Below are 20,201 nucleotides of genomic sequence, written 5' to 3' on the forward strand. Positions count from 1 at the left end.
GAAAAAGCACAATTCTGACCGTTAAAAGCCGGAGAATGCCCGTCAGCGAGCAAAAACAAAAAACTTTTCAGTTAACCAACATTTGTGGTATTATTTTTACTGTATATCCGGTGTCGCAATCTGATACAAACGGGGTGATCTTCTCATGCAGGAACCGGCGGCGCGGCAAATCTTCATCGTCGACACCACCCTGCGGGACGGGGAGCAAACGGCAGGAGTGGTCTTCGCCAACCGCGAGAAGGTGCGCATTGCCAAGCTTTTAGACGAAATAGGGGTGCACCAGATTGAGGCGGGCATCCCCGTCATGGGTGGGGACGAGATGGAGGCCATCAAGGAGATCGTGCGCTCCGGGCTGCGGGCCAGCATTATGGGCTGGAACCGCCCGGTGATTTCCGACATTGAGGCCTCCCTGGCCTGCGGCGTCGACGCCGTGGCCATCTCCATCTCCACCTCGGACATCCACATCAAGTACAAGCTGCAAACCAGCCGCGAGTGGGTTCTGGAGCAAATGGTTAAAGCCGTAGAGTTTGCCAAGAAGCACGGCCTCTACGTCTCGGTAAACGCAGAAGACGCCTCCCGCAGCGATATGGACTTCCTCATCCAGTTCGCCCGGGCGGCCAAGGAGGCCGGCGCCGACCGCCTACGCTACTGCGATACGGTGGGCATCCTGGATCCCTTCCTCACCTACGAGCGCGTCCGCACCATCCTCCAGCATGTGGATATCGACATCGAAATGCACACCCACAACGACTTCGGCATGGCCACCGCCAACGCCCTGGCCGGCGTGCGCGCCGGCGCCAAGTACGTGGGCGTCACCGTCATCGGCCTGGGCGAGCGGGCGGGCAACGCCGCTTTAGAAGAGGTGGTCATGGCCTTAAAGCATATCATGGGCATCGACCTGGGCTTTAAGACGGAAATGTTCCGGGAGATTGCCGAGTACGTTTCCCGGGCTTCGGGCAGGGAACTGCCGGCCTGGAAGGCCATTGTGGGCTCCAACATGTTTGCCCACGAGTCGGGCATTCACGCCGACGGTGCCCTGAAAAACCCCAAGACGTACGAGGCCTTCCATCCGGAGGAGGTGGGCCTGGAGCGCCAGATCGTCATCGGCAAGCACTCGGGCACCGCCGCCCTAAGGGCCAAGTTTGCCGAGTACGGCATTCATTTAAGCGAGTTCCAGGCCCGGGAGCTCTTGCCCAAGATCCGCGCCTACTGCGTGCAGCTCAAGCGCCCGCTCTTTGACAAAGAGCTCATGTACATCTACGAGGATTACTTTGGTGGAAAGAGGGGATAAAAACTTGGGCCAGACCATAGCGGAAAAGATCCTCTCCGCGCACAGCGGCCAGGAAGCCTACGCCCACGACATTGTGGTTGCCCGGGTGGACTTCATCATGGGCCAGGACGGCACCTCGCCGCTGGCCATCCGCTCCTTTGAGGAAATGGGCGGCAGGCGGGTCTTCGACCCCGAGCGCGTCGCCTTTGTCATCGACCACAGCGCTCCCAGCCCAAGCGAGGGGGTTTCCAACCTCCACCAGCTCATGCGCCGCTTTGCCCGCGAGCAGGGCATCCACCTCTACGACATCGGCGAAGGCGTGTGCCACCAGGTGGTTCCGGAAAGCGGGCGCGTGGGGCCGGGGTCGCTGGTCATCGGCGCCGACTCCCACACCTGCACCTACGGGGCGCTAAACGCCCTGGCTACCGGCGTCGGGTCCACAGACCTGGCAGCGGCCATGATCTCCGGACAGATGTGGTTTAAGGTGCCCGAAACCTTCAGGATCGTCTGCCGCGGCACGCTGCCCCCGGGAGTTTACGCCAAGGACCTCATCCTCTACCTCATCGGCCAGCTGACGGCCGACGGCGCCACCTACATGGCCGTGGAGTTTGCCGGGGAGGCTATCGCCCAGCTGTCCATGGAAGGGCGCTTTACCGTAGCCAACATGGCCGTGGAAATGGGGGCCAAGGCCGGCCTTATGGAAGCCGACGACAAGACCCTTGCCTGGCTGGCCCGCCACACCCGCCGCCAGTTCGTGCCCGTAAGACCCGACGAGGATGCCCGCTACGCCCGCGTGGCCGAATACGACGTCTCGCGGCTCTCCCCCCAGGTGGCCTGCCCTCACAGGGTGGACAACGTCCGCCCGGTGGAGGAAGTGGCCGGGACGCCCGTGCAGCAGGCCGTCATCGGCACCTGCACCAACGGGCGGCTGGAAGACCTGCGCGTGGCGGCCAGGATCCTGGCCGGCAGGCGCGTGCACCGGGACGTGCGCCTCGTCGTGGCCCCTGCCTCGCGGCAGGTATACCTGGAGGCCATGCGGGAGGGCATTATCCAGGCACTGGTGGAAAGCGGTGCCGCCGTGGTCACGCCCGGCTGCGGCCCCTGCGTGGGCACCCACAACGGCATTCCTGCCGACGGGGAGAACGTCATTTCCACCGCCAACCGCAACTTCAAGGGGCGAATGGGCAACAACAAGGCCTTCATCTACCTGGCTTCGCCGGCCACCGTGGCCGCCTCCGCCCTAACCGGCAAGATAACCGACCCGCGCCACTTTCTGGAAAGCAGGTGATCCCGTGCTGCTGAAAGGAAAAGCCCACAAGTTTGGCGACGACATCAACACCGACTATATCATTTCCGGCAAGTATAAGTTCAAAACCCTGGACATGGACGAGCTGGCCAGGCACGTCATGGAGGACCTGGACCCGGATTTTTACCATAAGATTGCGCCGGGCGACTTCATTGTGGCCGGGCGCAATTTCGGCTGCGGTTCTTCCCGGGAGCAGGCCCCCCTGGCCATAAAGCACGCCCGCATCTCCGCCGTGCTGGCCAAGTCCTTTGCCCGCATCTTCTACCGCAACGCCATCAACACCGGGCTGCCGGTGGTGGAGTGCGACACGGACCAGATCGACCCCGGCGACGAGCTGGAGGTGGATTTAAAGGCCGGCCTTATAACCAACAGGACCAAGGCCACGACCCTGCCCATCAAACCCCTGCCGCCGGTGATGATTAAGATCCTCAACGATGGGGGTCTGGTCGCCCACTTCCGCAAGCACGGCGGCTTTAGGCTTGAGGAGGAGAAGGAATAGTGACCCGCAAGGTAACCCTTATCCCCGGGGACGGCGTGGGGCCGGAAATTGCCTGGGCCGCCCGCCGGGTCATCGACGCCAGCGGCGCCCGCATCCAGTGGGAAGTGGTGGAGGCCGGGGAGGCAACCCTTTCCCGCTACGGTACCCCCCTGCCGGAGCACGTGCTGGAATCCATCAGGCAAAACCGCGTGGCCTTAAAAGGCCCCATTACCACCCCGGTGGGAGGGGGCATGCGCAGCGTTAACGTTGCCCTGCGGCAGGAACTGGACCTTTATGCCAACGTCCGCCCCGCCCGCACCCTGCCGGGCGTGCCTTCCCGCTACCAGGGAGTGGATTTAATTGTCGTGCGCGAAAATACCGAGGACCTATACGCCGGGGTGGAGCACCGCGTGGGGCGGGATGCCGCCGAGAGCATCAAGATCATCACGCGGGAAGCCTCGGAACGCATCGTGCGCTTTGCCTTTGAGCTGGCCAGGAGCAAGGGGCGCAAGAAGGTTACCGCCGTGCACAAGGCCAACATCATGAAGCTCACCGACGGGCTGTTCCTGGAGTGCGCCCGCAGGGTGGCCGCGGCGTACCCGGAGATTGCCTACGAGGAAATGATTGTCGACGCCATGTGCATGAAGCTGGTGCAGGCGCCGGAAAACTACGACGTGCTGGTCATGCCCAACCTTTACGGGGACATCATCAGCGACCTCTGCGCCGGCCTGGTGGGCGGGCTGGGGGTTGCGCCGGGGGCCAACATCGGGGATGAAGTGGCCGTCTTTGAGCCCGTCCACGGCAGCGCCCCCAAGCACGCCGGCAAGAACCGCATCAACCCCCTGGCCATGATCCTCTCGGGGGTCATGATGCTCCAGCACATCGGGGAGGAGGAGGCGGCAGGGCGCATTTACAGGGCGGTGCTGGCCGTGCTGGAGGAAGGAAGGCACCTCACCTACGACCTGGGAGGAAACGCCACCACCGGCGAGATGGCGGAAGCCATAGTGGCCAAAATGGAAGCGGGCCTCTAAGGCCTGAAAGGAGCCCGGCCAAAGGTGCCGGGCCTTTTTATGTTTCTGGGGTCGTATAAAAAAAACGCCGGCTCATAATAATAAAGTTGTGTAAATAAATAACAGCCGGGAGGTGAACTTCCTTGGCGCATCCGACCAACTTCGGAGAGGGAGCGGAAAAGATAAGGCTCATGCGCGATGCCGACTTCCCCGGCGGGGTAGTGGTGGACCCGACCCCCATCACGGCCTTTGACGAGGTCACGGTATTTTACAACGGCCTCTTGGCCAAGAGCGGGGCGGAGCAAATTTACCTGCACGTCGGCTTTGGCGACCCCCGCCACTGGAAAAACGTCCAAGACCTGCGGATGTCCCGTACGGGTTACGGCTGGGTGAAAACGCTGGAGATGCCCGATGAAAGCCACTTTAACTTTTGCTTCCGCGACAATGCCTATAACTGGGACAACAACAACGGGCTCAACTGGCCCTACGAGATCCACAACGGGCGGCGCAGGGAGTAAGCGTGCGCCAAATTAAAATTGCACCCGATCCCTACCGTATTTCACCTGCCCGGTAGGGATTTACTTTAATACCAAACTCCAATCTGGCCTTTTACAAAGCGGGAGGGAAGCTTTTGCGCATCCTCATGCTTTCCTGGGAATTCCCACCCCGCGTGGTGGGAGGGCTGGCCCAGCACGTGTACGATTTATCGGCCGCCCTGGCGGCCCTCGGGGAGGAAGTCCACGTTCTCACCTGCAGCGCGCCGGGCTCCCCCCTGTACGAGCTGGTCAACGGCGTGCACGTCCACCGCTTCCATACCTACAGCGTATCGTCCCCCCACTTTGTCACCTGGGTGGCCCAGTTCAACATCGCCATGCTGGAAAAGGCCATCTCCCTCTTGAACGAGCTGGAAAGGGTACATATCATCCATGCCCACGACTGGCTGGTGGCCTACGCGGCCAGGGCCTTGAAACACGCCCTGCGCCTGCCCCTGGTGGCCACCATTCACGCCACCGAGTACGGGCGCAACAACGGCCTGCACAACGACACACAGCGGCACATCAGCGACATCGAGTGGTGGCTGACCTACGAGGCCTGGAAGATAATCTGCTGCAGCCACTACATGAAAAACGAGGTACGCCACGTGTTTAGCCTCCCCGAAGACAAGATCGAGGTCATCTACAACGGGGTCAACCCGACCCGCTTTGCCGTACACACCGTAAGGGTGAGCAGGGAGCATTTTGCCGCCCCCTCGGAGCAAATCGTTTTTTACGTGGGGCGCCTGGTGCGGGAGAAGGGCGTGCAGCTGCTGCTGGAAGCGGCGCCGCAGATCCTGGCCCGCCACCCCCAGGCGAAATTCGTCATTGCTGGCAAGGGCCCGTTTGCGGAAGAACTGCAGCGCCTGGCCGCCGCCTTGGGCATTGCGCCCAAGGTGTACTTTACCGGTTACGTGGACGACGAAACCCGCAACAACCTCTACAGCTGGGCGGATGTGGCCGTATTTCCCAGCCTCTACGAACCCTTTGGCATTGTGGCCCTGGAGGCCATGGCGGCCAGGGTACCGGTGGTGGTGGCCGATACCGGGGGCCTAAGCGAAATCGTCGAGCACGGCGTGGACGGCCTGAAGTTTTACCCCGGCAACAGCCGCTCCCTGGCCGACATGGTGGTATGGCTCTTAAAAGACCGCCAGCTGGCCCACAGCCTCCGCCAAAGGGCCTACAAAAAGGTACAGGAAAAATTCAGCTGGCGGGACATCGCTCTGGAAACCAGGAAGCTTTACCGGCAGGTATGGGAAGAATACCGGCGCACGCCCTGGTCCTGCGGGCTGCCCGCGCGCCCCGGCGGCGGTATCTGGGGCCGCTTCAGCAAGATGCTGGTAAAAGGAGGGGTGCAATGAAAGCGGTAATCATGGCCGGGGGAGAGGGATCCCGCCTCCGCCCCCTTACCTGCGACCGCCCCAAGCCCATGGTGCCGGTGGCCAACCGTCCCATGATGGCCCACATTGTAGAGCTGCTGCGGGAGCACGGCTTTCACGAAGTGGCCGTAACCCTGCAGTACATGCCGGAAGCCATTAGGGATTACTTCGGCCACGGGGCGAGGTTCGGCCTGGAAATGCGCTACTTTGTGGAGGAAACCCCCCTGGGCACGGCCGGCAGCGTGAGAAACGCCCGCGACTTCCTGGACGAAACATTCCTTGTCATCAGCGGCGACGCCCTCACCGACCTCGACCTTTCAAAGGCGGTGGAATTTCACCGCCGGAGCGGGGCCATGGCCACCATTGTCCTCACCAGGGTGGACCTTCCCCTGGAATACGGGGTGGTCATCACCGGGCCGGACGGGCGCATTGCCCGCTTCCTGGAGAAGCCTTCCTGGAGCGAGGTCTTCAGCGACACGGTCAACACCGGCATCTACGTGCTGGAGCCGGAAGTGCTGGAGTATATCGAGCCGGACCGCATGTTTGACTTCAGCAAGGACCTTTTCCCGCTCCTTTTGCGCGAGAAAAAGCCCCTCTACGGGGTGGTGCTGCCGGGGTACTGGTGCGACATCGGCAACCTCACCCAGTACCTGCAGTCCCACCACGACGTCCTGGAGGGAAAGGTGAGGATTGGTCTCCCCGCGCGGGAGGTGGAGCCGGGGATCTGGGTGGGCGAGGGCGCGGACATAAGCGCCGCCGCCCGCCTCAGGCCACCGGTACTCATCGGCGACGGCTGCTGCATCGGTCCCGGCGCGGAGGTCGGCCCCTATGCCGTGCTGGGCCCGGGTTGTATCGTGCGGGACAAGGCCTCCATCAAGCGCAGCGTCCTCTGGAACAACGTTTACGTCGGCGAGGGGGCAACGCTGCGGGGGGCGGTCCTGGCCAGCAGGGTGCAGGTTTTGAGGCAGGCCGCCCTTTACGAGGGGGCCGTGGTGGGCAGCGACTCCCTGGTTAAAGAGCACGCCACGATAAAGCCCTCCGTCAAGCTGTGGCCCGGCAAGCTGGTGGAAAGCGGGGCGGTGGTGCAGGAAAGCCTTGTCTGGGGGACGCGCCAGCCCAAAAAAATCTTCGGCCAAAAGGGCATTTCCGGGATACCCAACCTGGAAATAACACCGGAAATGGCCTGCCGCCTGGGCTCCGCCTTTGCCTCCGCCGCCGGACCTGCGGGAGTACAGCTTTCCGCAGGCTGCGACGGCCACCCGGCGGCGGTGATGATCAAAAACGCGCTGGTAGCCGGTATGCAGGCCTCCGGGGCCCGGGTGGTCGATCTGGGTACATGCCTGGCGCCCCTCCACCGTTTTGCCGTCCGCCACCTGGGGCTAAAGGGCGGGGTCCACGTGCATTACTCCCCCCGCGAGGGCTCACTCCACCTCGCCTTCCTCGACCAGCGGGGGGGCAACATTTCCCACAGCTTAGAGAGAAAAGTGGAAAACCTCCTCTGGAGGGAAGACTACCGCCGGGTCGACGCCGGGCACCTCCTTTCTCCCCAGAAGGCGCCCCCGGTTGCGGAAGAGTATCTTCAATTTTTGCTGCGCTACTGCCAGCCCGCCCTCTGGAAGCCCGGCGCCCTGCGCCTCCTGGTGGCCTTCGACCGGGAGGACGTGGGGCGCCTCGTGGATTACCTGGCCGAGCGGCTCGGCCTGCAGGTGGAGGCGCTGGGAGCTGTAGGAGCGGATCTTTCCGAGGCCCTCGCGCAGATCAGCCGCGAGGTGCCGGAAAGAGGAGCCCCGCTGGGAGCAATCATAAGCACGGACGGCGGCTACCTGGCGCTGGTCGACGAGCGGGGGCGCATCATAGCGGGTGAAATGCTCACCGCCCTCCTGGCCCTGGTCGACCTGCGCTCCCGCGGTGAGCCGGTGGCGGTACCCGTTACCGCTCCCAGGGCCGTCGAGCTGCTGGCCCAAAAGTACCAGGGCAAGGTGGTGAGGACCAAGGCCTCCCTCCACGACCTCCTGGAAAAGGTCATGCCTCTGGGAGAACTGCGTGTCTTTGTGCACCTGGACCCCCTGGGGGCCCTCCTTTACGTGCTGGATTACGCGGCCAGGAACGGCCTCACCCTGGGCCAGCTGGTGGACGAAATCCCCGCTTTTTACTTAGAGCAAAGGGAGGTGCCGGTACCCTGGGAGACCAAGGGCCTGGTGATCAGGCGCCTCATTGAAGACCCCCCTACGAACCAGCTGGAGCTCTTAGACGGTGTGAAAGTATACCATCCCCAGGGCTGGGCGCTGGTGCTGCCCGACCCGGATATGCCGGTGTGCCGCGTGTTTGCGGAAGGGGCCTCCATGGAAATTGCCCGCTCTTTAAGCGACTTTTACATTGAAAAAATAAAGGAAATCGTCGCCGGGCGCATGTGAACGAAGCTCCCCTTATTTAGGGGAGCTTTTTTATGAGCCTGTGGCCTCCGAAGCGTACCAGCGGTAATCGAGGTGGGGGAAAATGTTGTGGCGCCACTCCAGCCAGGCGAGGTGGTCCTCGTCTATGCTTCCCCTCCTGATCTCCTCGTAGAGGCGCAGGAAATTCAGGAGGTGGGCCTTGGTGCGCCGCACGGCGTATTCCACCGCCGTCCCGGTACTCATGATGAAGGCCCAGTCGCTGCTCTGGGCCAGCAGCAGTTCCCTGGCCGCCTGGTTGAGCGCGCGCCGCAAAAGGCCGTCGGCCTCATGGTAGCGCCCGGCCAGCTCCACCATGCGGGAGGCGGCCAGGTGAAGGTGGCGGTAGATCCACTCGTTGGCCTGGCACAGCCAGACCTCGTTGTAGCCTTTGTTCCCCCAGCTGGAGGGACACGGCCTGGCCACCTGGTTGCAGGGGAAGGCCCGCAGGTAATCGCCGGGCGTGATCAGCTCCACTGTGTCCTGGTCGTAGTGGATCTTGCGGATGAGGAACTCCAGCCACAGGGGCCCCTCAAACCACCAATGGCCGAACAGCTCGGCGTCGTAAGGCGCCACCACCACCGGCGGGCGGTCCATATGCCGGCAGAGGTACCTGATCTGGTGCTCCCGGTTAAACATGAAGTTGCCCGCGTGGACGGCAGCCTTTTCCTTGGCCCAGGCCGGCACGTACGGCTCCTTGTGGTTGGTCTTCCCGGTAACGCGGTAATACTTGATCCCCGTGTGCACGCGGATGCCGTCGGGGTGGATGTAGGGCTTGATGTACTCGTAGTCAAGGTCAAAGCCGATATCCCGGTAAAACTCGCGGTAGTCGAAGTCCCCGGGATAACCTTCCTGGGCGCTCCAGACCTGCCGGGAAGACTCCACGTCCCGCCCGAACACCGCCACCCCCGAAGGGCAGTAGATGGGGGCAAAAACGCCGTAGCGGGGGCGGTGCGAGGCAAAGAGGACCCCATGGGTATCGGTAAAAAAGTAGCGGATGCCGAATTCCTTTAAGATTTCGTCGATGCCCGGGGCGTAACCGCACTCCGGCAGCCAGAATCCCTTGGGCGGGCTGCCAAAGTGGCGCTTAAAGAGGTCCACGGCCACCGCCACCTGTGCCCTTACGGCCTCCGGGTTGATCATGAGCAGCGGTAGGTAGCCGTGGGTGGCCGCGCAGGTGATGATCTCCAGGCGTCCCGCATCCTGGAAACGCTTAAAGCCCTGCACCAGATTCCGCCCGTAGGTCTCGTGATAGGTGCGGGCAATGTCGCGGAACATGCGCTGGTACATGAGGGCCGTCTCGTGGAAGGGGGTGTGCCTGGTGCGGCCGACCTCCTTGTCGGCCAGCTCGATGAGCTTCTCCAGGTGGCGCGCGTAACGGTCCTGCAAGAGCTCATCGGTGAGCATGGAGATGAGCGTGGGCGAAAGGGAAACGGTGAGGCGAAAAGGTATACCGTCGGCCACCAGGCGCTCGAAAACCTGCAGGAGGGGCACGTAGGTTTCCGTGATGGCCTCAAAAAGCCACCTCTCCTCCAGGAAATGCTCGTGTTCGGGGTGGCGCACAAAGGGAAGATGGGCATGAAGCACCAAAGCCAAGTAACCTCTGGCCACTGGAAGCACCTTCCTGCTCTAGTGGTATCATTTCCCCGGCTCCTGTGCCGGCGGCCCGAAGGCGGGCGAGCTGATGCTCACCGGGAAAACTTCTGCCCTCCTGCGCACCTCTTCGGCCATCATGGGCGAGCTCACACCGTACGGGAAGCGCAGCCCGCGGTAAAGCTCTTCAATCCACATCCACTCCTCGTCCAGGCACTCGGACAGGGAAGAGCGCGGCGTGGTAACCACATTGGAGCGCAAGAGGGTCACAAAGCGCCCGTCGGGAAACTTGCGCCCGAGATCCACACAGTAGGAGCGGTTGGGCTGGCCCACGGGGATGTGCCAGCTGTCGGCCTCCTCCTGGATGTTGATGTCCGTGTATCCTACGGCGTTAAAGCCGTTGAAATTTACCCCCGTGACGTCGTACACCCTGAGCACCGGGCGCGTGGACTCCCAGGCGCGGGGGCCGAAGGCGGCGTTAAACTCTTCCTGGCGGGTGGCGCTGATTTCCCAGTAGGCATACAGCCAGTAGGGGTCCCTCACCATGAGCACCAGGCGGTCCACCCCGTAGCGCTGGGGCAGGACGAGCTCCGGCTCCCGCGGCGGCACGGCAGGCGCCTCCGGTGGTGTGGCGGGAAAGAGGCCGAGTTCCTCGGCCATTTCCTCGCGAAAAGAAACGGCTTCCCCGCCTGCCGCCGGTGGGGAAGGCCGCCCCTTACCTGCCCATAAAAAAATGCCCAGGGCCAGCACAAGCAAAGCAACCCCCACCAAAAGGAAAAACAAGGTGGTCATGCAACACCCTCCCTCACGGAAAGCTAACGGGCAAAAGGATTTTTCTGTGGCGCAAGCCCAAGAGGCTCTATTTAAATATTCCCCCGACCCGTCATTAATAAACGCCGCCGCCGGAAAGGGAAAAGCGGCAGGGGTTATTGTTTGCCGGCCCCAGCGCAGGATAAAATTTTTTTAAACGTACTGCCGGGAGGTTAACAAAATTGTTTGTTAATCCTGACGACGAGCGCATAAAGGAAATCCTCCAAAAAAGCAGGGTCATTGCCGTGGTGGGCCTTTCCAACAACCCGACGCGGGACAGCTACCGGGTGGCCGCGTACATGAAAGATCACGGCTACCGCATCATACCGGTTAACCCCACCATTGCCGAAGCGCTGGGAGAAAAAGCGTACCCCGACCTGGAATCCCTCCCCTGCCCGGTGGACATCGTCAACGTCTTCCGGCAGCCATCCGAAGTCCCGGGAGTGGTGGAGAAGGCTTTAAAGCTCAGCCCTCTGCCGGTGATCTGGCTCCAGCTGGGAGTCGTCCACCAGGAGGCGGCCCTTGCCGCCCGGCAGGCGGGAGCCACGGTAATCATGGACCGCTGCCTCATGGTGGAACACCGGCGCCTGCTGGGGGGAAGTGGTTGTTGAAGGAAGCAGGAGAAGCACGGCGGGTGAGAGAGATCCTGGACATCCTGGCCCGCACCTACCCGGAGGCCCGCACCGCCCTTCTTTTTGAAACGCCCTTCCAGCTCCTGGTGGCGGCCATCCTCTCCGCCCAGACCACCGACCGGCAGGTGAACCGCATCACGCGGCAACTCTTTGCCCGCTACCGGGAACCGGAAGACTTTGCCCGCCTCACGCCCGAGGAGCTGGCGCGGGAGATCAGGGGCTGTGGCCTGTACAAGAACAAAAGCCGCCACATCATTGCCGCCAGCCGCATCCTGGTGGAGAAGTACGGCTCGCGGGTCCCGGAGAGCCTGGAAGAGCTCCAAAGGCTGCCCGGCGTGGGCCGCAAGACGGCCAACGTGGTCTTAAACGTGGCCTTTGGCCGGCCCGCCCTCCCGGTGGACACCCACGTGCTGCGGGTGGCCCGCCGCCTGGGCCTGGCGCGGGGCAAGACCCCGCAGAAAGTGGAGGAAGAGCTGCTGGCCGTCATCCCGGAAGAAGAGCGAAGAGACGCCCATCACCGCTTAATTGCCCACGGGCGGGCCGTCTGCAAGGCCGTAAGGCCCCGCTGCGGCACCTGCTCACTAAGCCACCTCTGCCCCGGCCGCCAAAACTAAAAGCTCCCGCTGCTTCCAGCGGGAGCCTTACATTTTTCCCGGGCCTAATCCTGGCGCAGGTCCAGGCTGTACTTCTGGATGACCTCGGGCTTCGGCGGCTTGGTGAGGAGGGAGATGATGATGAAGACAATGAAGGAGATGAAGATCCAGTAGTCCTGGTGGGCCGTGGCAATCTTCCAGCCAAAGGCGTTATTCAGGAAGAACCAGTGCGGGCTCTTGAGCACGTTCCTGGCGTAGATCCAGGAAAAGAGGGTAAGCGGCAGGAAGATGAACACGCTGGCGTAAGTGGCCGCCCGGGTGGCCCGGTCCCACCAGATGCCCAGAATGAGCGGCGGTCCGATGGTGGCGATGATGACCACGAAAGCCCAGCCGGAGAGGTCTAAAACCATGCCCGGCGGGTTAAGGGCAATAAGGAAGCAGAGCACGGTGAGGATAACCGACCACATGCGCAATACGGCCACCGGGTTTTCCTGCGCCCACTTGACCTTGAAAATCTTGGTCATCCAGTCGCGCCCGAGGATCACGTTCATGACCACCAGCCAGCCGGCCACGGTGGACATGGCCACGCTCAGGCCCCCGGCCACCAGGATGCCCATCAGCCAGTCGTTCCTTAAAGCCTCCACGGCGGCAATCATGGAGTAGTCGTTGGCCGTGGCCGCGGTGGTGGCAAACATCTTCTGCAGGGCCTTGAGCACGTCTACGGCGCTCTTGGCTCCAATTTGCTGCGCCAGCGGGTGGAACTTTTCAATGAGCACCTTGGCCGCGCTGCCGATAACCATCAGGCCCCAGTACATGCAGCCGCCCAGGAGGGTGGCCCAGAAAATGCTGCGCCGGGCGGTGTTGATGTCCATGGTGGTGAAGAAGCGCACCACCGTGTAGGGCATGGTGGCAAAACCGAAGTGCCAGACAAAGAAGAAGCTGACCATGCCCGTCCAGGTGGCCATCAGGGGGCTGGCCGTGCCCAGGGGCGAGTGAGGGGGATTCCAGAACTTGGGGTTGTTCTGGTAGATGGCGTTGCCCAGCTCGTTCAAGCCGCCAAAGAAGGAGATGGCCGCCAGGCCGGCAACAACCGCGGCCACGGCCATGACCACCCCCTGGAAGGCGTTGGACCAGGTGGTGGCCACCATGCCGCCCAGGTAGACGTAAAAGAGCACCACGCCGGCGGCAATGACCAGGGACCAAACGTAGGGGATCTTAAGGATGGCCATGAGGAAGATGGCCGTGCCGATAAGGTTGAGGGTGATGTAGAGGATGCCGGAGACGATTACCGGTAGGCTAATGACCACCCGCATGCCCACCTGGTCGTCGTAGCGGTCGGCATAGTAGTCCGTGAAGGAAACCGGCGCATACTTGCGCAGGGGCGCGGCGGCCAGCATGGAGGCAATGGGCATGCCCAGGATGATGGAAGTCAGAGCCCACCAGAAGGGGTAGCCCAGAAGGAAGATGAAGGCCGGCAGGCCGAGAAAGCTGGCCGCGCTGAGGTAGGTGGAGGCCAGGGCGGCGCCGTTGACAAAGGCGCCCACCTTGCGCCCGGCCACCATGTAGTCCGCGGCGCTAAGGCCCGCCTTGCGGGTGAAGTAGCCGATGCCAAAGAGCACGGCAAAGTAGGCCACGGCAAATAAAACGACAATGGGGCTGGCTCCCACGGTCTAAGACCTCCTTTCCTGCTCGCGCTTTTTGGTTATTTGTTCGGGCACATAGTACCACAGCCAGCTGAGGAACAGGCTGACGATGAGAAGCATGAAGACGGCGTGGTAGACAAAGGGGGCGGGCACGCCAAGCATTTTCACCTGGAAGGTGGACTGCGGCGTGTTTATCTCCCAGAGCATGAAAATAGCCGTCAGCCCGTACATGATGGCCAGCCCAACCCAGAATACGGGGTGCATGCCCTTAAACACGTGCTTTAGACCTCCTTTTTGGAAAATTTTCGCCTCCCTACCTAAAAGAGCGCCTAATCCTTCCCCTCCCTCTCACCTCCCCCGCGGCTGTATCGCAGGCGGTAATGGAGCTCGGTAAAGAGAAACATGCTGGCCAAGGGGACGGCCAGGCCCACAAAGCCCCCCAGGAGGAGGTTTTTGGAAAGGTCCAGGCCCAGCTTGTAAAGGAGAAGGTTGATCCCCACGCCCAGCAGGAAATACGGCATGTAGAGCCGGCTCTTGCGGTAGGCCTTCTCCCAGTTAAGCATGTCCTCTTCCGTGCGAAAGACCAGGCGGTAAGTCCGCTGCCCCCGGGTAATCTCCAGCACGTACTTGCCCCTTTGCTCCTTCAACGCCCATTACCCCCGTTTCTTTTGCCTTGTTTTTGAGGCAAAGCAAGAAATGTGGTAATATTCGCAATCTTTAGCCCAAAAGGTTGTTTTGGCCTATCTAAATGCACGGAAAGGGTCCTGAACGGTAACAGGCAGGACCGAGCGCCCTGTCGGGAGAATGAAGTTACATGCATATCATTGTTAACATGTATATTGGAGGGGTCGCCCACCTCATGCACATCGTGCTTGTGGAGCCGGAAATCCCCGCCAACACCGGAAACATCGCCCGCACCTGCGCGGCCACCGGCGCCGTGCTGCACCTGGTGCGCCCCCTGGGCTTTTCCACCGACGACAAGCACCTAAAGCGCGCGGGGCTGGACTACTGGCACCTGGTGGAAATTCACTACCACGACTCCTTTTATGAGCTGAGGCAGCTCTACCCGCACCACCGCTTTTACTTCTTCTCCACCCGGGGAAGCCGCCTGTACACCGACGTCTCTTACGGCCCGGACGACTTCCTGGTTTTCGGCAAGGAAACGCAGGGTCTGCCGGAGGAACTCCTGGCCCCCAACCGGGAGTACGTCTTGCGCATTCCCATGCGGCCCGGCACCACCCGCTCGCTGAATCTGGCCAATTCCGTAGCCCTGGTCCTTTACGAAGCCCTGCGCCAGCAGAATTTTCCGGGGCTGCGTTGAAGGTTTTTGTATAAATTTCAAAAAATTTAAGAGGAGTTCCCCTGCCCGCAGGCGAATACATTAGTTGACAGGGTGACACCTGCAGGGAAAGAAGGTCCGGAAAAGATCATGCTTACCGTGGAAAAACTGGAGAAAGCATTGCAGGAGCAGGGTTACATTTGCGACCGGGAACAAGTCCTCACCTTTTACCTGGCCCTGAGGCTGGAAAAGCCCCTCCTGGTGGAGGGCCCGCCGGGCGTAGGCAAGACGGAGGTGGCCAAGGCCCTGGCCGGGGCCCTGGATTTGGAGCTCATCCGCCTGCAGTGCTACGAGGGGCTCGATGAAACGCGCGCCCTCTACGAATGGAACTACCAGAAACAGCTCTTGAAAATTGAGCTGGCCAGGGGGAGCAGCAATTCCCAGCTGTTAGAAAAGGACCTCTTTGATGCGGACTACCTCCTGGAGCGCCCCCTCTTAAAGGCCATCCGGGCAGAAAAAAAGGTAGTGCTGCTCATCGACGAGGTGGACAAAACCGACCCGGAGTTTGAAGCCTTTCTCTTTGAGTTGCTGGCCGAATTTCAGGTTTCCATCCCGGAGCTGGGCACCCTCAAGGCCAGACACATACCCGTGGTGGTCCTGACCAGCAATGCGGAAAGAGAACTCTCCGATGGGCTGAAGCGCCGCTGCCTTTACCTCTACCTTGACTACCCGAGTGTGGAAAAGGAAGCCCGCATTTTACGAGCCAGGCTGCCGGAGGTGGGAGAAGAGCTGGCGCGGCAAATTGCCCGCGCGGTGAACTACATCCGCACCCACCAGCACTTGAAAAAGAAGCCTTCCATTGCCGAGACCCTGGACTGGGCCCGGGCCCTGGTGGCCCTGCACGCGCGGGACCTCACGCCGGAGCTCATCGGGGAAACCATGGGCGTGCTCCTCAAAAACCGCGAAGATCAGGAAATGCTCAAAGGGAAGCTGGACGAAATGGTGCGGGAGCTCCAGGAAGGCGCGGGGGCTTTTGCTTGCTCCTGTGCCCACCACCGGCGGGGAGCTTGAAGGTCATGCCGGAAACGCTGGAAGAAAACCTGGTCCGCTTCATCCACTACCTGCGCCGGCTCGGCTTAAAGGTGGGCACGGCGGAGGCCCTGGATGCCCTTTGCGCCTTAAAAGAAGTCAACCTCCTGGCGCGGGAGGAGGTGGAGGCCGCCTTAAAGGCGGTGCTGGCCAAAAGTCCGTGCGAGCAGGAGATCTTCAAGGCGGCCTTTGCACAGTTCTTCGCTCCGCCGGAAGAAAAAAGGCGCCGGGAAGAGGCCGCCGCCGTGCGGCGGGAAAGGGAGGAGCGGGCGCTGGACCTTGCCCGGGAGGAACTGGCGCGGGCCCTTTCGCCCTGGCAAACAGGCCGGATGCCGGATGCGGAAGGCATCCGCACCTTTGCCCGCATGCCCCCGCAGGAAAGGGCCAGGCTCATGGAAATAATCGGGCGCATGAGGGGAAACCCGGTAAACGACCCCGGGCGGCTCATCGCCCAGGTCATGCAGTCGGCCCTCAACTACTGGCGCTACCACCTCCTGAAAACCCGCGGCGCGAGGGGGAGGGAAGAGCTGGAAGCGGAGCTGGACGGCGAAGGAGGCTGGCCGGAGGGCATCCCGGCGGAGTTTTACCGGGACCCGCAGGAAAGGCTGCTCCACCAGGACCTGCAGGAAGTGGCCGGTGAGGACCTGGAGGCCGTCTCCAGGCTCATCCAGCGCCTCTCCGCAAGGCTGGCGCGGCGGCTGTCCAACCGCTACCGGAGGAGCCGCCGTAAAAAGTTCCTGGACATGCGCCGCACCATCCGCCAGAACCTGGCCCACGGCGGGGCGCCCCTTGAGCTGCGCTACCGCTCCCGGCGCCGCAAGCTGCCGTGCCTGCTCCTGATCTGCGACGTCTCCGCCTCCATGGCCCGCTACGCCCGCTTTATCCTGCAGTTCATGTACGGCTTTGGCCGCGCCGTAAAAAACTTCGAGGTGCTCATTTTCTCCGAGGACCTGGAGCGGGTCACGCCGCATTTTAACGGGGGCGACTTTGCCTCCGTGATGGCCGAAGTCATGAACCGGAGCTCCCAGTGGGGCAAGACCACCAACTTTTACGCCGCCCTGCTGACCTTCCAGCGCCACTACAGCCACCTGGCCGGCCCCGAGACGACGGTAGTGGTGGTCAGCGACACCAAGACGCTGGCGCCCCGAGAAGCCGCCCGGGAAGTAGCCAAGCTCCGCCGGCAGGTGCGGGAGATCCTCTGGCTCAACCCCGTGCCTAAGGAATTATGGGACCACCTGCCGGGGGTAGCGGCCTTTGCCCCCCACGTAAAAATGAAGGAATGCCGCTCGCTGTACCACCTGGAAGCCATCATCCGCCAGTGGGAAAGGTGAGGACCATGGCCTTAAGCAGCCATTTAAAAAATACCGACCTCCTCCGCGAGGAATTTTACATCTTTAATTCCCTCTACAATGTCGTGGTGGCCGTGGACGCCAAAGGGCGCGTGATCATCTTCAACCCCGCCAGCGAGAGGGTATTTAACTACCCCGCCGAGAAGGCCCTCGGGCGGCCCATCAAAGAGGTCATCCCCTACACCGGGCTCCTCAAAGTGCTGCAGACGGGCAAGCCGCACATCGGGCGTAAGTTCGTCGTGGGCAACACCCTCTTTATCGTCAACCGCACGCCCATCGTGCGCGAGAACAGGGTCGTCGGGGCCATCGGCGTGGCCCAGGAAATAACCGAGCTGCACCAGCTGGGCCAGGAGCTGCGGGAAGCCAGGGAAATGAACAACTTCCTGCAAAGCATTGTGCAGAGCACCCAGGAAGGATACCTGGCCGTCAACAACGAGGGGCGCATCATCATGCTCAACCGCCCCATGGCCGAGCTCCTGGAAATATCGCCGGAAAGTGCCAGCGGCAGGCACATCACGGAGGTCATCCCCGACAAGAGGCTGCAGCTGCTCCTCTGGAAGGGCAAGCTGGAATACGGCGAGATGGTGCACATACGCGGCCAGGATGTGGTGGTCATCAGGGCCCCCCTTTACAACCAGGGGAAAATTGCCGGGGCCATCAGTAAGGTCATCTTCCAGGACGTAGACCAGTTGCTCCACTCGCCGGAAAGGTTAAGCTCCTGCCAGCGCGAGGGTGCGTCATTGCGGGTCAGGTCCTCTACCTACCCGGGAGCGCGGTACACCCTAGAGGACCTGGTGGGGGAAAGCCACGCCATGCAGCAGCTAAAATCCCTCATCCGGCGGGTGGCGCAGGGCCCCTCTACCGTCCTCATCCAGGGCGAGAGCGGCACGGGCAAGGAGCTGGTGGCCCACGCCGTGCACAACGCCTCGCCGCGCTGCCGGGGACCCTTCGTCAGGGTCAACTGTGCCGCCGTGCCGGAAAACCTGCTGGAATCCGAGCTCTTTGGGTACCAGGAGGGAGCCTTTACCGGCGCCAGGAGGGGCGGCCAGGTGGGCAAGTTCGAGCAGGCCCACGGGGGGACAATTTTCCTGGACGAGATCGGCGATATGCCTTTAGCCATGCAGGCCAAGATACTGCGGGTGCTCCAGGAAAGGGAGGTGGAGCGCCTGGGAGATTCCCGTCCGCGCCCGGTGGACGTGAGGGTCGTAGCCGCCACCAACCGCAACCTGGAAGAGCTCGTCCGCCAGGGCCAGTTCCGGGAGGACCTCTACTATCGCTTAAACGTTGTCTCCCTGCACATACCTCCCCTGCGGGAGCGCCTGGAAGATCTCCCCTGTCTGGTGCATCATTTTATTAAAAAACTAAACCAGCGCTTCGGCCTGGCGGTGAGGGACCTCTCCCGGGAGGCGTGGGAAATACTCGGCAGCCACGACTGGCCGGGCAACGTCAGGGAGCTGGAAAACGTGCTGGAGCGGGCCTTTAACCTGGTCGAGGGCCATGTCATCGAGGTAAGCCACCTGCCCCCCTACCTGCAAAAAGCAAGCGGGCGGCAGAAAAAGAAGAACTCCGGCCCCTGCCACCTGACGAACCTGCTCCAGGAGGTGGAAAAGGAAGCCCTCCTGGAAGCCCTGGCCAAGGCCGGCGGCAACAAAATGAAGGCGGCCAGGGCCCTGGGCATCTCCCGGGCATGGCTGTACAAAAAAATGAAACAATACGGGATCGGTGAATAAAAAGAAGGAAACGGGCGCGTCCTGCGCGAATTAAATCTACCGGAAAAAAGAAAAGAACAAGATGGGCTCGGGGAGCTCCTGTTTGGGGCTGAGAAAGGGCTAGTGAGCACCTGACCCGCCGAACCTGCCCGGGGTAATGCCCGCGAAGGGAAGCCGCCATCAGCTCAAAAACCGCATCTCTGGGGCGCATCTCTTTGGGGGGTGCGCCCCTTGCTTTTATTAAAATAAATCACCGCCAAAGGAGGAAGGGAAAATGCACCTTGAAGACGTGGTCATCTCCAGAGCCATCATTGAAACCTACAGCCGGGAACTGCTGGAAGCCCTGGAGTCGGACGTGGCCGTGGTGGGCGGCGGCCCGGCAGGCCTGGTGGCCGCCTATTATCTCGCCCGGGCCGGCAAGAAGGTGGTCCTGTTTGAGCGCAAGCTCAGCATCGGCGGCGGCATGTGGGGCGGGGGCATGATGTTCAACCACATTGTCGTCCAGGATCAGGCCCTGCCCATATTGCAGGAATTTGGCGTAAACTGTCGAACCTTTACCGCGGGCTATTACACGGCCAGCGCCGTCGAGGCCGTGGCGGCCATTGCCCTGGGGGCCGTGCGGGCAGGCGCGAGAATTTTTAACTGCATCTCGGTGGAAGACGTGATGGTCAGGGAAAACCGCATTACCGGTCTGGTAATTAACTGGACCCCCGTAGAGATGGCCGGGCTTCATGTGGACCCCCTGGCGGTCAGCTGCTCTTACGTTATCGACTGCACCGGGCACGACGCCCAGGTGGCCAGCGTGGTGGTCAAGAAGCTGGGGCCGGTGCTCAAAACGCCCAGCGGCGGCATTGAAGGGGAAAAGCCCATGTGGGCCGCGCGGGGCGAGGACTTCGTGGCCGACAACACCGGCGAGGTCTACCCGGGTCTCTTTGTAGCCGGCATGGCGGCCAGTGCCGTGCGCGGTGGCCACCGTATGGGCCCCGTTTTCGGCGGTATGCTCCTTTCCGGGCGGCGCGTGGCGGAGCTGATCCTGGCCCAAATAAATCCTTGATGAGGGAACAACTTTAGGGCTATATTTATATCAGGAGTGGTTGAT

The 20,201-nt window shown here is 61.9% G+C and carries 19 protein-coding genes and 1 riboswitch; of the genes, 14 read left to right on the plus strand and 5 right to left on the minus strand.

All coding sequences use genetic code 11. The features are described from left to right. Nucleotides 1-145 precede the first annotated feature (145 nt). From nifV to G454_RS0105680, 7 genes are all read left to right on the plus strand, one after another. Entirely contained in the window at nt 146-1,291 is a 1,146-nt protein-coding gene (nifV, locus tag G454_RS0105650; protein WP_027717824.1) for a homocitrate synthase, read from the plus strand. Between the two features lie 4 nt (nt 1,292-1,295). Then, nucleotides 1,296-2,558, plus strand: coding sequence for a 3-isopropylmalate dehydratase large subunit (locus tag G454_RS0105655; protein WP_027717825.1), 1,263 nt, complete (start codon nt 1,296-1,298; stop codon nt 2,556-2,558). A 10-nt stretch (nt 2,559-2,568) separates the two neighbouring features. Then, nucleotides 2,569-3,075, plus strand: a complete 507-nt coding sequence (locus G454_RS0105660; protein ID WP_483782831.1) for a 3-isopropylmalate dehydratase small subunit — start codon at nt 2,569-2,571, stop codon at nt 3,073-3,075. After that, the gene (locus G454_RS0105665; protein ID WP_027717827.1) at nt 3,075-4,085 is read left to right on the plus strand and encodes an isocitrate/isopropylmalate dehydrogenase family protein; all 1,011 of its coding nucleotides are present in this window, start codon (nt 3,075-3,077) and stop codon (nt 4,083-4,085) included. Before G454_RS0105660 ends, G454_RS0105665 begins: the two co-directional genes overlap by 1 nt. Before the next feature lie 122 nt (nt 4,086-4,207). Then, on the plus strand, nt 4,208-4,582 hold the full coding sequence (locus G454_RS0105670; RefSeq protein WP_027717828.1) for a carbohydrate-binding protein: 375 nt from the start codon (nt 4,208-4,210) through the stop codon (nt 4,580-4,582). Nucleotides 4,583-4,695: 113 nt separating this feature from the next. Further along, a complete protein-coding gene (locus G454_RS0105675) occupies nt 4,696-5,958 on the plus strand; it encodes a glycosyltransferase family 4 protein (RefSeq protein WP_027717829.1) in 1,263 nt (420 codons plus the stop codon). After that, nucleotides 5,955-8,390, plus strand: a complete 2,436-nt coding sequence (locus G454_RS0105680) for a sugar phosphate nucleotidyltransferase (RefSeq protein WP_027717830.1) — start codon at nt 5,955-5,957, stop codon at nt 8,388-8,390. Before G454_RS0105675 ends, G454_RS0105680 begins: the two co-directional genes overlap by 4 nt. Before the next feature lie 30 nt (nt 8,391-8,420). Here the strand turns inward: G454_RS0105680 and G454_RS0105685 are convergent, their stop codons facing one another. Further along, complete coding sequence (locus G454_RS0105685; RefSeq protein ID WP_245574330.1) at nt 8,421-9,992, minus strand: glycoside hydrolase family 57 protein; 1,572 nt, start codon at nt 9,990-9,992, stop codon at nt 8,421-8,423. Between the two features lie 51 nt (nt 9,993-10,043). Continuing rightward, nucleotides 10,044-10,790: a DUF4912 domain-containing protein gene (locus tag G454_RS0105690; RefSeq protein WP_027717832.1), complete on the minus strand. Its 747-nt coding sequence runs from the start codon at nt 10,788-10,790 to the stop codon at nt 10,044-10,046. Between the two features lie 200 nt (nt 10,791-10,990). Between G454_RS0105690 and G454_RS0105695 the strand changes: the two genes are divergently transcribed. Continuing rightward, entirely contained in the window at nt 10,991-11,419 is a 429-nt protein-coding gene (locus tag G454_RS0105695) for a CoA-binding protein (protein ID WP_027717833.1), read from the plus strand. Further along, on the plus strand, nt 11,416-12,054 hold the full coding sequence (nth, locus tag G454_RS0105700) for an endonuclease III (RefSeq protein ID WP_027717834.1): 639 nt from the start codon (nt 11,416-11,418) through the stop codon (nt 12,052-12,054). The genes G454_RS0105695 and nth overlap by 4 nt, the downstream gene beginning before the upstream one ends. 44 nt (nt 12,055-12,098) lie before the next feature. On the opposite strand, the gene G454_RS0105705 is transcribed toward nth, so the two are convergent. From G454_RS0105705 to G454_RS0105715, 3 genes are read right to left on the minus strand one after another with little or no spacing between them, the layout of a single operon-like run. After that, nucleotides 12,099-13,700 (minus strand): sodium:solute symporter family protein, encoded by a 1,602-nt coding sequence (locus G454_RS0105705; protein WP_027717835.1) that lies wholly within the window; start codon nt 13,698-13,700, stop codon nt 12,099-12,101. A 3-nt stretch (nt 13,701-13,703) separates the two neighbouring features. Continuing rightward, nucleotides 13,704-13,952, minus strand: coding sequence for a hypothetical protein (locus G454_RS0105710; RefSeq protein WP_027717836.1), 249 nt, complete (start codon nt 13,950-13,952; stop codon nt 13,704-13,706). Nucleotides 13,953-14,005: 53 nt separating this feature from the next. After that, nucleotides 14,006-14,323, minus strand: coding sequence for a PH domain-containing protein (locus G454_RS0105715; RefSeq protein WP_027717837.1), 318 nt, complete (start codon nt 14,321-14,323; stop codon nt 14,006-14,008). A gap of 185 nt (nt 14,324-14,508) precedes the next feature. Here G454_RS0105715 and trmL point away from each other — a divergent pair, with 185 nt between their 5' ends. From trmL to G454_RS0105740, 5 genes are all read left to right on the plus strand, one after another. Further along, on the plus strand, nt 14,509-14,997 hold the full coding sequence (gene trmL / locus G454_RS0105720; protein ID WP_245574326.1) for a tRNA (uridine(34)/cytosine(34)/5-carboxymethylaminomethyluridine(34)-2'-O)-methyltransferase TrmL: 489 nt from the start codon (nt 14,509-14,511) through the stop codon (nt 14,995-14,997). 108 nt (nt 14,998-15,105) lie between these two features. Beyond that, nucleotides 15,106-16,026, plus strand: coding sequence for an AAA family ATPase (locus tag G454_RS0105725; protein WP_211229975.1), 921 nt, complete (start codon nt 15,106-15,108; stop codon nt 16,024-16,026). Nucleotides 16,027-16,031: 5 nt separating this feature from the next. Then, nucleotides 16,032-17,375: a vWA domain-containing protein gene (locus tag G454_RS0105730; RefSeq protein WP_156896678.1), complete on the plus strand. Its 1,344-nt coding sequence runs from the start codon at nt 16,032-16,034 to the stop codon at nt 17,373-17,375. Continuing rightward, entirely contained in the window at nt 17,363-19,123 is a 1,761-nt protein-coding gene (locus G454_RS0105735; RefSeq protein ID WP_245574327.1) for a sigma-54 interaction domain-containing protein, read from the plus strand. Before G454_RS0105730 ends, G454_RS0105735 begins: the two co-directional genes overlap by 13 nt. Nucleotides 19,124-19,181: 58 nt before the next feature. Beyond that, nucleotides 19,182-19,291, plus strand: a riboswitch (TPP riboswitch). A gap of 85 nt (nt 19,292-19,376) precedes the next feature. Continuing rightward, complete coding sequence (locus G454_RS0105740) at nt 19,377-20,156, plus strand: sulfide-dependent adenosine diphosphate thiazole synthase (protein WP_027717842.1); 780 nt, start codon at nt 19,377-19,379, stop codon at nt 20,154-20,156. Nucleotides 20,157-20,201: the final 45 nt, after the last annotated feature.

Origin of the sequence: Desulfovirgula thermocuniculi DSM 16036, from assembly GCF_000429345.1 — a bacterium.
Taxonomy (GTDB): Bacteria; Bacillota; Desulfotomaculia; order Desulfotomaculales; family Desulfovirgulaceae; genus Desulfovirgula; species Desulfovirgula thermocuniculi.

What these genes read in the sequence shown, in the direction of transcription:
- nifV (WP_027717824.1), top strand. Translation starts at nt 146, where the DNA reads ATGCAGGAACCGGCGGCGCGGCAAATCTTCATCGTCGACACCACCCTG.
- G454_RS0105680 (WP_027717830.1), top strand. Translation starts at nt 5,955, where the DNA reads ATGAAAGCGGTAATCATGGCCGGGGGAGAGGGATCCCGCCTCCGCCCC.
- G454_RS0105690 (WP_027717832.1), bottom strand. Translation starts at nt 10,790, where the DNA reads ATGACCACCTTGTTTTTCCTTTTGGTGGGGGTTGCTTTGCTTGTGCTG.
- trmL (WP_245574326.1), top strand. Translation starts at nt 14,509, where the DNA reads ATGTATATTGGAGGGGTCGCCCACCTCATGCACATCGTGCTTGTGGAG.
- G454_RS0105725 (WP_211229975.1), top strand. Translation starts at nt 15,106, where the DNA reads ATGCTTACCGTGGAAAAACTGGAGAAAGCATTGCAGGAGCAGGGTTAC.
- G454_RS0105730 (WP_156896678.1), top strand. Translation starts at nt 16,032, where the DNA reads ATGCCGGAAACGCTGGAAGAAAACCTGGTCCGCTTCATCCACTACCTG.
- G454_RS0105740 (WP_027717842.1), top strand. Translation starts at nt 19,377, where the DNA reads ATGCACCTTGAAGACGTGGTCATCTCCAGAGCCATCATTGAAACCTAC.